Genomic DNA, 10,751 nt, shown 5'->3' with positions numbered 1-10,751 from the left:
TTCATCAATGGAAAAAGAACAGAACACCAATCTATTTCAGCCTCATTAATAAATTCAATAATATCATATTTATCTGTCATTTCCCTCCGCTAGATAAAACTTTTTTATCTCAGACCTCAGGATGACGGTCAAGTTAATCCTAAGAAAACTGGTACCCCACCAACCTGGGATCAGTCAAAGTATCCTGGCGTTGCAGCCATTTTATGCTGATCGAGATATAATCCAGATCATTATTTACGGTACCGTAGCATTTATAAATTCCTTTGCTGCGCAGCGGATATTTTTCTGCGGTAGCTGGGAATTGCACCGTATCGAACACATCGCCTTCCTTATCAAAAAAAGTCCCGAAATACATATATTTGCCGTTAGAAGTTCCGGTTTTTTTGGCGGTAATTAGCGCACCATAGACCAATATTTCCTTCCCCACATAATCTTTTAAATCTCTCGCCTTTACTGACTTTTCTATAGGATTTTTAAGCAATTTAAAATGTGAACAAAGCGGAAAACCCAGCAACTCAAGTTGGTCAAATGCTTCTATTAATGCTGAATATTCAAACTGTGGAAGTTCAAAATCCCGGTGGGGTGTGGCAAATAATTTTTCCTGTTTAACCGCCGGTTTGGTGGCATTCAGCTTAAAATGGGCTTTCCAGAGCAAATGATGCTTATCTGTTTTAGTAAACCTAAAAGCATCAATTTTCAGCAAAATACTCAGTTGCTCTATAGAAATACGCACCCGGTCTATAAAATCATCAAAGGACTTAAATATGCCAAAAAACTGACGATTTTCCAGGATTTGCTGCACGGTTTTAGTTTCCAGTTCTTTGATATAACCCAGGCCCAAATAAATATCTTTCCCAAAAATACTACTGGGATGATCGCTTTTATTAATGCAGGGTGGATGAACTTTCCCACCGCACTTTCTAATCTCCTGGATATAGGTTTCCACATCGTAAAATCCGCCGCCATTGTTAAGCGCGGCCACCATAAACTCCAGCGGAAAATATTTTTTTAAATACAAACTCTGGTAACTCTCTACCGCATAGGAAGCCGAATGTCCCTTGGGAAATGCATACCCGGCAAATGAGGAAATTTGCTCCCAAACCTCATCAATAATCTTTTCATTATAATTCTTTTGCCTGCAATTTTCCCTGAATTTCGCTTCAATGCGTTCCATTTGACCTTTAGAAGTTTTCTTTCCACTCATTCCGCGACGCAATACATCGGCATCTTCAAAACTAAGTCCGGCAAATTTATGAGCCACTTTCATCACATCTTCCTGGTACACCATAACTCCGTAAGTGTCTTCCATAATTTCCAGCATCACGGGATGAGCCATTTTTCTTCGCGAAGGATCGCGATGGCGTTTTATATACTCTTCTTTCATTCCCCCGCTGGAAATTCCGGGCCTAATTATAGAGCTCGCCGCCACCAGGTTCAAATAATTATCGGTTTGTAGTTTGGTAAGCAGGCCGCGCATTGCCGGGGATTCTACATAAAAAACTCCCATACAATCCCCGGTTTTAAGCAGGTTATTGATTTCCGGATCTTCTTTAAAAGCCTTGATATTTTCAATATCCTCAATTTCAGCGTTTGGCTGATTTTCCTTTATAATTTCAATAGCATCAGTGATTTTCGAAAGTCCGCGCTGGGCGAGGATATCAAATTTATGGATTCCCACATCCTCCGCAATATTCATATCTATCTGGATGGTTTCAAAACCCTTGGGCGGTAAAAAAGTCGCGGCATAATTATACACGCTGTCATTAAGGATCAAAATCCCGCCGGAATGCACGCTTAAATAATTAGGGAAACCTTCAATTAATGCACTATACCGAAGTACCAGTTTCTCTAATTTATCCAGCTCATTTATACTGAAAAACCCTGCCGAAAGTTTATCGATATTTTCTTTAGGCAAACCAAAAACCTTCCCCAGTTCCCGGGCTACCGCACGTCTCTTAAAGGTTACATAAGTTCCCATAAGAGCGGTAAATTCATAATTTTTAAAAATGAAATCGGTCACCTCGTTGCGGTCTTTCCAGGAGAAATCGATATCAAAATCGGGTGGGGAACTTCGACTTTCATTAATAAAACGTTCAAAATACAAATCCAGCTCAACGGGGTCTACATTAGTAATCCCAATAATATAGGCTATAATAGAATTTGCACCACTCCCCCGCCCTATAAATGGAAAATTTCGCGACCGGGCATAGCTTACAATATCGTAATTGATCAAAAAATAAGAGACAAAGCCAAGTTTAATAATAGCCTTAAGCTCTTTTTCTACCCGTTCCAAAACTTTTTTCTTAGCCTCAGGATAACGCTTTAAAAGGTTTTCATTACATAATTTTCTTAAGCGGGCAACATCAGCTTCGGGACTTTCGCCTGAAACCAGTAGATTTCTATTTTGTTCTTTTCCAAATTCAAAATCGACCCGGCAGGCTTTTACCAGTTTCCGTGTATTTTCCAAAACGTGCGGATAATCCTCAAATTCCGATGCAATAATTTCTGAAGGCATCATTTGGTGGGTAAAAGATCCCTGTTCGCTTTCGGGAAGCTTACTAAGCAGCGTATTATTATCTATGGCACGTAACAAACGATGCGCGTTATAATCGCGCTTATTCCTAAAACTCACGCTTTGCAGCAACACCAGTTTATCTTTAAATTCCAGGTATTTTGAAAATTTAAGTTTCCGCAGACTTTCTACGGAAACTCCAATAAATTCATTCTCTTTGAAACTGAACTTTTTATTAGCTACAACTTTTTCAAAAGGATAAATAATAAAACAATCAGGTAATTCGGGAGCTTCAGGTTTAAACTCTTTTTTTGAATGAAGTTGCTGTGATAAATGCGCATTCAACTGCCGGAAACCTTCATTATTCTTTGCAATTCCCACATATTGCTGTTCTGCCCTATTTCTAAAATCTATACCTGTTATTGGTTTGATGCCATATTCCGAAGCGATTTTTATAAAATTAAGACAGCCTGAAGTATTATTGATGTCGGTAAGCGCTAAAGATTCAACTTTAAATTTTTGGGCGAGCTCACAGAGCTTTTCTACCGAAAAAGTCCCGTAGCGTAACGAATACCAGGTATGGCAGTTTAAATAGATCATTATTGTTTTCTATGGGCGAGCACGATGGGCGGTTCGCCGTTAAACGGATTCTCCATACGACCAATGGTTTTGGTGCCCAGGGTTACCGCGCGCATCACGCTGTGTTCCCCATAACGTTCCTTAATCTTATCTATAGAATTGTATAAATTCAGCATTTCTTCAGAATCATCAAACAGGTTGATCTGGTAATTTCCACCTACAAGTCCGCTGAATTTTACACCGATCAACCGAATCAACAAGCGTCGGGAATAGAGTTGTTTAAAGAGCATTTCAACTTTAGGGATAAGGATATGATCGGCACTGGTATAGGAGATCTTCACCTGTTTGGAATGTGTCTGGTAATCGGAATACCTGATCTTCACACTCACCACGCTGGTAAGTTTACTGCCCCGGCGTAACTGGTACGCCAGGCTCTCGGTCATCGCTACCAGCGTGGCATGAAGGCGTACCATATCTATGGTATCCCGGCCAAAAGTGCGCTCGGTAGAGATAGATTTTCTTTCGTGATATGGGATAATTGGCGAATCATCCAGGCCGTTAGCGCGTTTCCAGATTGTTCTCCCCGCCTTTCCTAAAACGCTCTCCAGCATTTCCACCGGCATTTCCTGTATGGTCTTTATGTCCCTAACACCTAAATTCAGTAACTTTTGAAACGTCTTATTCCCCACCATCGGGATCTTATTCACGCTTAAAGGCGCAAGAAAAACCTTCTCCCCTCCTTGCGCAATAACGATCTCGGCATTGGGTTTGGCCTCACCTGTCGCAATTTTAGACACCACCTTATTTTGCGAAAGTCCGAAAGAGATCGGTAAACCGCTTTCCTTTATAATAGTTTGCCTTAACTCCCGGGCAAATTGGTTGATCCCAAAAAATTTATCCATTCCGCTCAAATCGGCATAAAACTCGTCTACACTGGCTTTTTCAAAACTTGGCACCTTGCTTCTAATAATTTCGGTAACCTCTTGCGAATGCCTGGTATAAGTACTCGCATTACCCTTAATTACGGTGGCCTGCGGACAAAGCTGCCGGGCTACTTTCATGGCCATTCCCGAGTGTACTCCAAATTTTCGCGTCTCGTAACTACAAGCCGCCACTACCCCACGATCGCCCATTCCCCCAACGATAAGGGGTTTATTTTTTAATTCGGAATGCTTCAAGCGCTCTACCGAAACAAAAAATGTATCCAGGTCCAGATGTAAGATAGACTTATTTTTCATATTTGGATTATTTCCTTTTTATAGGATTTTTTCCAAATTTATAAAATATCTGAACTCAAAATAATTCCGCTCCGTTAAATTTTGAAAAGAATTTTTCAGCTTGATTATTCTGAAAAAGAGAAAAGGAAAAGCTCTATTAATTTTTAAAATTCAACAGTCTAAACCTTATAGTTTTAGTAATTTTGGCGACTTAAAAAATTAAGCTCCAAGCCTGAGATATGACGAAAATATTCAGAAGACTGTCTTTCTCTATTCTAATCCTAATGCAGTTCGCATTTCTGTTTGCTATATTTTTCGACAAGATGAATGCGCCTTTGGTGCTACTATTTTTAGGGATAATTTCGGTATTGATAAGCGTCGCTTATTTTAAAGCCCCCCGTGAGGAAGAGCGTTATTTTATAAAAGATCTCTATCTTATTTTATTTGTAGTAACCGGCGCACTCAGTACATTTTTTATAAATATTGAACTAAAATTTGGCCCGGTTATCGCCGCCGGACTTATAGGTACCCTGGCTTCTTTTGTGCCCTCAATAAATAAGAAATCAAAACTTTTAAAAGAAGTGCCGCCGGCTGTTTATTGTGGGGCTTTTGTGGGAATGACTTCTGCCACCGTAGCGCCTAACCTAAAGTTTATTTTATTCGCGGGCTTTATCGCGGGTAGTATTCTTATTCTCTCTAAAAACATTTTCAACGGATTTGGCGGTAAACTGGGAACCATCGCTTTTAGTAGTATCGCGATTTCTTCAATAATTTTATATACCCTGTTTTGATGGAAATGAGTATCCTTTTTTTTACCGGTATTATTTCTGCCATGCTTACTTATGTGGTGAATAATAAATATGGTCAGGGGGCTGTTCGCGCTTCAGCCGGATTATCGCTTTTGGTAGGCTTATTTTTTCATTTTTTCCCTGAGATTTTTACTCCATATTTAACCAAAAATATCCCTATCGTTTTTATTGGAGCCACTTTTATAGGAATGGTCTCTTCAAAAATACTTCCCAGCTATTTATTGGTAGGTTTTTCAGGATTTATCTTTTCTATCATCTACCTAAATGCAAGTACGTTTTTTAAGGGTTATGGCGGAGCCTTAGGAACCACAGCGGCTATTTCTGTTTTGGTTTCTTTGAGTTTGGCAGTGGTTTCAAAAAGTGAAAAATTAAAGAAGATTAAAAACTATAGAACTTCCCGAAAAAACAAATAATTTTTTCTGCGGAAATTTGGTGTTTTTACAATTTAGGCTCTAACCACAAACCGCCCATCCCGATTAGAAATAAGCCGAAAAACCATAAGGGATTTATAGCAACTGGCATTTTCACCGACTCTTCCTCTACGATTTGCTGCGAAAAAAACCTGCTATTTTCCTGCAAGCTTTGGTAAGATTTTAAAGCCTGCCAGTCATCGGATTTATGTACAAAATAATTAAAGCCTGAAGTAGTATCCTGCTCTATGCTTAATTCCTGCCAACCCGTTTCCAACGGATAGGTTTTTCCGGTCCATAATTCTGAATTATTTAAATCCTGTTTTAGCGGGATTAGATAATTATTTTCATCTCTTACTCTCGGGTTTTCTATTGAACTCCGTATCTGAAATTCAAAAGGTTCGTCTTTAAACGCGAATTCAGTTTCCGGATGCCAGTCGGTGGTTACTAATTCCCTTTTGCTCAATTGTCCTAAAAGTTCAGCCCAGATTTGTTGATAAGCTTCCTGCTTTCCTTCAAGTTGCAATTGCCAGGTGTTTTCCAATAATGTGGTGCCAATCCTGCCCTGCCCCAAACGTTTATAAGCACTTAAAACTGCTGAATTTGATCTTTGGATCTCTTCCAAACCAAACTCCTTTTTTAGCTGATAAGGCTGCCTGCTTACAATAATTCCCGGAAGATCATCCAATACCGCTTCTGTAGCTGAAACCCGCTGTGGTTCAAAAACAGAAAAATCGCCCAACCCATTTAAAATATTGGCTTTACCCAATATTAAAAACCCTAAACCTGCTTCCCTAACCGAATTTTGCAGCACATTTCTTTCTGCGGAAGAAAGGTTTCTAATAGCTCCCGTATCTACAATAAGTAGCTCAAAATCTTCCAGATTCGATTCTTTTAACCTTCCTATACTTACTCTTTCTGTATTAAAAAATTCGAATTTAAACCTGCCGGTGGTAATGCGGTTTTTTACTACGAGTTCGTGACCCGATTCGGCTAAAAAGTTTTTTAGGTATTTGATCTCAAATGTAGGATAAGAATTCAGGATTAAAATTCTTAAATTTTCTTCTTTATCAACTTTTACCGGTAAAGGATTTCGATTTAGAATTTCCCCCAAAGAATCCTTTTCAGTAAGGCTAAAAACATAATTCCCTTCAACTTTTAAATCGCTTGAAAGTTTAAAGTTTGTATTTTCTTCCAAAGGAAAAACAATAGAATCCACAGAAATCCCACCGGCATCTTCTAAAACCAGTCGGTTTTCAGGTTTTGGTGCTAAAAATTCACCTCTTACTTCCAGCTTATCTCCAACCTGATTTTGCCGCTTATAATTTAGTTTTATAATCCCGGAAGCGGTTTCCCCGGGCAAATAGGTTACCGGCAGGTTTTTAAACTGCCATAGATCATAATCCTTTATTCCGCTCCCCAAAACAAAGATTTCTTTCGAACTTTCCAGCCCTGGTAAAACCTCGCTTTTACGATAATCAATTACCTTGATTTTTCGATATTCCTTCTTTAGGCTATCCAGCTGTTTTTGCTTAAAATTTTCAGTAATAATTAAATAGCTTCCTTCTTTTATTTCTTTTGGAATAGCAGGTTTTAAGGCTATTAAAGCCAAAGAAGAAACCGCTAAAAATGCCAGGAAAATCTTCAGAATTAAACGTTTTTCTCCAGATTGCGTCCATTCTTTCCAGCAAAAAACCAACAACAAAATAAGCCAGCAGATAAGTACCGGCCAGAACCAGGTATTATTTAAAAACGTTAGATTACTGCCCATTCAATTCCAGTTCTTTTAATAATAAATCGTTGAGTTTCCCGCCAAAAATGCTTCTTTTTCCGGGTTCAGGGCTGTCTTTTGGAAGTGCCTGTAACAAGCCTTTCTGTACTTCAGCTAAAAGTCCCTGCCCAATTTGTTCTTCTTCAGCAAGGCGTTTTAACTGCTGCAATGTATTCAAATACTTGCCGGGTTCGGATATTGCTTTTTCCGCCAGCTCATTTCCAGCTTTTTCAAAGAGTTCCCGGTCGTTTTTAGAGATTTCGGAACTTAAAGCTTTCAACTCCTCTAATCTTAAAATACTTTCCCTAATAAAAAGATATTTATCGGGTTCTTCCAGTTCTTCTTTTTTACTGAAATTATCAACTTCTTCAAGTTCTCCAGAAAGCCGGGCATCTTCCTTAATTGGTGGCGGATCAAAACCTATGCGGTGCACATAAATCCTCGCGCTGTTCTTTATCTCCTGGATAAGCTCCAGGGCCTCATATTGAAATGGCAATGACTTTTCTGGCTCGTAAAGCCGCAAGTGCAGCTCGGCATCCCACATTATATTCAGCGCCTGCCGCAACTTGCTTTTTAAATTATCGGTAAACAAAGTAGAAGATTCGGGATCGCTGTGATTGTGCAGGTAATCAGCCAACGGGTCTTCCTCATCCGGGTCTTCACCGTGGTCGTGCTCATCTTCTTCAACCAGATTGTGTTCATTATTGCCATCGTGATCGTGGGTATAATCGGCTAATGGATCTTCGTTATTCTCTCCCGAAGTTTCACCTCCGGTTTCCATACCACCTTCAGCTTCATCACCCATAAACTGACCATATTTTAACCGAAGCGCTTTTTGGTCAAATCCAAGATTATTGCTGGTAGTATTAAATTCTTCTTTGGAAAGTTCGTCGCGCTGGCTGATCAGTTTTTCCGTATCTATAATCAATTGCCGTTGACTCCTAAAATAATCGGGCATTAGGTCTACTCCAAGTCCGCCTTCAACGCCGGGACCATAATCCACGGTATCTTTTATCACTGCAAAATGGGTTTCACTCCGGGCAATATTGGCTTGCGGTTGTTTAAGGTCCCGGGCTTCCACGTAAAAATAGAGTTCGTCCCCGGGCTCCATTTTCATTTGATCCAGATTTATATTTTTAGCCAAATTCAGCTTCTTTTTACCTCGGATTACAGAATTATTAAAGCTCAATTTTTCTTCCCTGAATTTCACAGATTCCCCCGTTCCTTTACTCACCGTGGCGATAATATACGCATCGGCAACACCAAAATCGTCGGTAATAGAAGCGCTAAAATTGATCAATTTTTTGTCATCATAATTAAAAGAGGTAAACTGCTTTAAATCTTCCAGCAGAATTACCGGCGCTTTATCTTTGGTAACTTCTATCGCAAAAAGATCTGAAACATATGCGTTCCCCGCTGTATCGGTAAACCTGAAATTATAAAACCCGGAATTTTCTAAAACCGAACTTCCGCTATATTCGCCATTGTTGTTTTTTAAGGGACGGCGCCTGCCCATACTTTCAATGCTTACGCTGTCTACCGCGCCTTCAAAACCAAGTTTCCAGCTCACCCGCGAGCCTTCTACGGCTTTAATATCCATTTTAGAAGAGATGGAAGCAGTAGCGCCCGTATAAGCGGGATAATTGATAGTTAGCTGTTGCTCTTTTAAAACCGGGACTTCTGATTTTATAAAGGTGGAATCTATAGGTCTAAAAACTATAATTTCTTCCTCCGGAATATTTTTTTCTTTTGAAAGGTAGCTCTCAGTTAATCCAAAATAAAATGCGCAAAAGCCAATTCCAATCATCACTACGGAAGTTATCGCAACGGTTTTCAAGTTATTTTCCGGCTGTATTTTTTTACTTTCGCCTTCGACTTCTTTTGCCACTTTTTGCTGCTGAAGTTTAGCCAATCCCGGTAGCCCTTCGGTTGGTTGCAATAATAATCCGCTGCTGTATTCCAGTTTATTCGACTTCTGGTCAATAAATTTGCTCACCCTTTTTAAATCGATTTTCCAGGGCCTTTCTAAAACCATTACGATCAGAAAAACAAGTATAGCAGTAAAAATACTCAGGAGCAAACTAAAAGAAAGGAACCAAACAAAAACAGCGGAACTGGTGGCATAAAGGAAAACTTCCAGCCATAGCAAAAACTGCCAGCGTTTTTGAAACCTTTTTAATATGTCTTTTCCCTTTCTACTCATTGTTTTCTATATCTAGCCAGCACTCTTTCTGATAATATCAGGATTATTAATAGTATCCATAAATATTTGGAGATATCCCTTCCCTTCCGGTTTTTAATCGGTTCCAAACCGACTTCAAAATTTGGTTTTAGAAGTCCCAAATTCATTACCCGACGGTCATATTTTTCTGCTTCACTTTCAATTTCAGAATAGAGGTCCAGCATTTTTATAAGCTGCTCGGCTAAATGCTCCTCCACAATATTTTCTGAAGTTAATTCGTCGGTTAAATAGTATTCACTTTTAGATTTCCCGGCTTCAATTAATGAATTTGCCAAAGTATCCCTTCGGAATTTTAAAATTTTCCCTTCGCTCTGTGGTGCAGGTTTTTGGCTTAACCAAACCAATAATTCATCTGAAGCCGGCTTAAAATTATCCTCTTTAAAAAATCTAATTTCAATTGGTTGTTCCACGTACTTCGCAACAGCAGAAAATGAAGCTTTCAAATACCTGCTTTCTGCCTTAAATTCTTCTTCGGAAAAAATATTTATCCTCAGCGAATCCATTTCCACTACAGGAAAATTTTCTAATTCATTTTTTTTATTTTCAACAGTTAAATTTTGTTTTTCTTTCTGAAATTTAAAGCCTTCGGCATCGCTTATCGCTGAAATAAACTCCACACTATCACCTTTTTTTACCGCCCCAACCAGATTGGTTTCTGTCTCACCTGAATTGAGGTTGATCCAGTTAATGTTTTTGCCAGTTCCAGGACGTTTTCCTTTAATCCCACTTAAAAAAGCATTGGTAAAAACCACGACACTATCGGTTTTTAAAGTTTGCATTTCCGCAGCGAGTTGCCAGTAATTTGGGGTTTCAGAAGGGATTTTCGGAATTTCCGTTTGATATTCAGGAAAACCAGCTTGTAAATAACGTACCTCAGCGGTATTATCTAAACTATCGGTAAGGGTTTTTACTTCCGAAGAAGAGAGCAAAGAAGATTCTACTAAATAAGTGATGGGTGAGTTTTCGGTTTTATAATTTAAGCGGGGTTCAGCCAAAATAGATACCAAAATTGTAATGATGAGCATTCTGAGTAACAATAACCAGAGTTCGTTTAATTTTATGCTCCTGCTTTTCTGGGAATCAGATTCCTGCAAAAATTTTATACTGCCAACTTTTATGGTTTTCCCCTGTTTTTTGCTCCATAAATGTATTGCCACCGGAACGGCGAGTCCCAGTAAAGCCCATAAGAATGAAGGATTAAGGAAAAACAT

7 protein-coding genes are annotated in these 10,751 nt (G+C 39.1%); 2 read left to right on the top strand and 5 right to left on the bottom strand.

The genetic code is table 11. The features are described 5' to 3' along the window. Positions 1-139: 139 nt before the first annotated feature. Both LB467_RS06815 and dinB read right to left on the bottom strand, forming a co-directional pair. The gene (locus LB467_RS06815; RefSeq protein WP_224473284.1) at positions 140-3,112 is read right to left on the bottom strand and encodes a DNA polymerase III subunit alpha; all 2,973 of its coding nucleotides are present in this window, start codon (positions 3,110-3,112) and stop codon (positions 140-142) included. Next, positions 3,112-4,329 (bottom strand): DNA polymerase IV, encoded by a 1,218-nt coding sequence (gene dinB, locus LB467_RS06810; protein WP_224473283.1) that lies wholly within the window; start codon positions 4,327-4,329, stop codon positions 3,112-3,114. The genes LB467_RS06815 and dinB overlap by 1 nt, the downstream gene beginning before the upstream one ends. Positions 4,330-4,547: 218 nt before the next feature. On the opposite strand from dinB, the gene LB467_RS06805 reads away from it, so the two are divergent. Further along, entirely contained in the window at positions 4,548-5,099 is a 552-nt protein-coding gene (locus LB467_RS06805; protein ID WP_224473282.1) for a hypothetical protein, read from the top strand. 5 nt (positions 5,100-5,104) lie between these two features. Continuing rightward, the gene (locus LB467_RS06800) at positions 5,105-5,530 is read left to right on the top strand and encodes a hypothetical protein (RefSeq protein ID WP_224473281.1); all 426 of its coding nucleotides are present in this window, start codon (positions 5,105-5,107) and stop codon (positions 5,528-5,530) included. Positions 5,531-5,555: 25 nt separating this feature from the next. Here the strand turns inward: LB467_RS06800 and LB467_RS06795 are convergent, their stop codons facing one another. Genes LB467_RS06795 through LB467_RS06785 form a run of 3 tightly spaced genes read right to left on the bottom strand, consistent with a single transcriptional unit; the run spans position 5,556 to position 10,751 of the window. Then, positions 5,556-7,298: a hypothetical protein gene (locus LB467_RS06795; RefSeq protein WP_224473280.1), complete on the bottom strand. Its 1,743-nt coding sequence runs from the start codon at positions 7,296-7,298 to the stop codon at positions 5,556-5,558. Then, entirely contained in the window at positions 7,288-9,501 is a 2,214-nt protein-coding gene (locus tag LB467_RS06790; RefSeq protein WP_224473279.1) for a tryptophan-rich sensory protein, read from the bottom strand. Before LB467_RS06790 ends, LB467_RS06795 begins: the two co-directional genes overlap by 11 nt. Then, positions 9,498-10,751, bottom strand: a complete 1,254-nt coding sequence (locus LB467_RS06785; protein WP_224473278.1) for a BatA domain-containing protein — start codon at positions 10,749-10,751, stop codon at positions 9,498-9,500. Before LB467_RS06785 ends, LB467_RS06790 begins: the two co-directional genes overlap by 4 nt.

The organism is Salegentibacter tibetensis (assembly GCF_020164485.1).
Classification (GTDB): Bacteria; Bacteroidota; Bacteroidia; order Flavobacteriales; family Flavobacteriaceae; genus Salegentibacter; species Salegentibacter tibetensis.
The sequence above is the reverse complement of the archived record's forward strand: the minus strand, read 5'-3'. Positions and strand labels throughout refer to the sequence as shown.